Source organism: Pseudonocardia pini, assembly GCF_013870575.1.
In the GTDB taxonomy this organism is placed as follows: Bacteria; Actinomycetota; Actinomycetes; order Mycobacteriales; family Pseudonocardiaceae; genus Pseudonocardia; species Pseudonocardia pini.
The window spans coordinates 1-1,257 of record NZ_JACBXB010001141.1; the positions used below are offsets into that span (position 1 = coordinate 1).

Below are 1,257 nucleotides of genomic sequence, written 5' to 3' on the forward strand. Positions count from 1 at the left end.
GGTCGCCGGGGCTCGGGACCCCGGTACCCCGGGGCCGCCGTTCGCCGTGTCCGGGCTGCTCCGGGCGCCCGATTCGTGCTCCGCCACCCGGTCACGCTAGCGGCGTGGATAGGCTCGCGGAATGAGCCAGCCCTCCGTCCTGCGCTCGGCCGTCGTCCCCGCCGCCGGCCTGGGCACGCGTTTCCTGCCGACCACGAAGGCCGTGCCGAAGGAACTGCTGCCGGTCGTCGACACCCCGGGTGTCGAGCTGATCGCCGCCGAGGCCGCCGAGGCCGGGGCGCAGCAGCTGCTGATCGTCACCTCGCCGGGCAAGGAGTCCGTCGCCGCCTACTTCGACCCTTCTCCGGACCTGGAGAAGACGCTCGAGGCCCGGGGCAAGGACGCGCTGCTGGCGAAGGTCAAGCGCGCGCACAGCCTGATCGACGTCAAGACCGTGTACCAGTACGAGCCGAAGGGCCTGGGGCACGCGGTGGCCCAGGCCGAGCAGGCCCTCGCCGACGACGAGGAGGCGATCGCGGTCCTGCTGCCGGACGACATCGTGCTCCCCACCGGCGTGCTCAAGCGGATGATCGCCGTGCGGGCGGAGAAGGGCGGCAGTGTGCTCTGCGCCTTCGACATCCCGAAGGCGGAGATCTCGCCCTACGGCGTGTTCGACGTCAGCGACACGGACGACCCGGACGTCAAGCAGGTCCACGGCATGGTGGAGAAGCCCTCCGCCGAGGAGGCGCCGTCGACCTACGCCGCCGCGGGCCGGTACGTGCTGGACCGGGCGATCTTCGACGCGCTGCGTCGGATCACGCCGGGCGCGGGCGGCGAGCTGCAGCTCACGGACGCGGTCCAGCTGCTGATCGACGAGGGGCACCCGGTGCACATCGTGGTCCACCGCGGTGGGCGGCACGATCTCGGCAACCCGGGTGGGTACGTCCGCGCCTTCGTCGACTTCGCGCTCGATCACCCGGACTACGGCGCGTCCCTGCGCACCTGGCTGGTCGACCGACTGGGAGACTGACGTCCGTGCGGAGCGTCGACGAGCAGCTCAAGAGGGTCCTGGAGATCGCGGCCCGGCCGGCCCCGGTCCGGGTGGGGCTCGCCGACGCCCAGGGGCTGCGCAGCGCCGAGGAGGTCGTCTCCGCGCGCGCCCTGCCCGGTTTCGACCAGGCCGCGATCGACGGGTACGCCGTCCGCAGCGTGGACGTGGTCGGGGCCTCGGAGGCGGCGCCTGTGGAGCTCCCCGTCGTGGGGGAGATCCCGGCGGGC

At 73.1% G+C, this 1,257-nt stretch carries 1 protein-coding gene and 1 pseudogene; both read left to right on the forward strand.

The features are described from left to right. Nucleotides 1–121 precede the first annotated feature (121 nt). Nucleotides 122–1,009, forward strand: coding sequence for a UTP--glucose-1-phosphate uridylyltransferase (locus H5J29_RS33255; RefSeq protein WP_181784846.1), 888 nt, complete (start codon nucleotides 122–124; stop codon nucleotides 1,007–1,009). A 5-nt stretch (nucleotides 1,010–1,014) separates the two neighbouring features. After that, nucleotides 1,015–1,257, forward strand: a pseudogene (locus H5J29_RS33260) (molybdotransferase-like divisome protein Glp); the annotation flags it as partial.

Excerpts from the sequence above, each read along its gene's own strand:
- H5J29_RS33255 (WP_181784846.1), top strand. The coding sequence starts at position 122 with ATGAGCCAGCCCTCCGTCCTGCGCTCGGCCGTCGTCCCCGCCGCCGGC.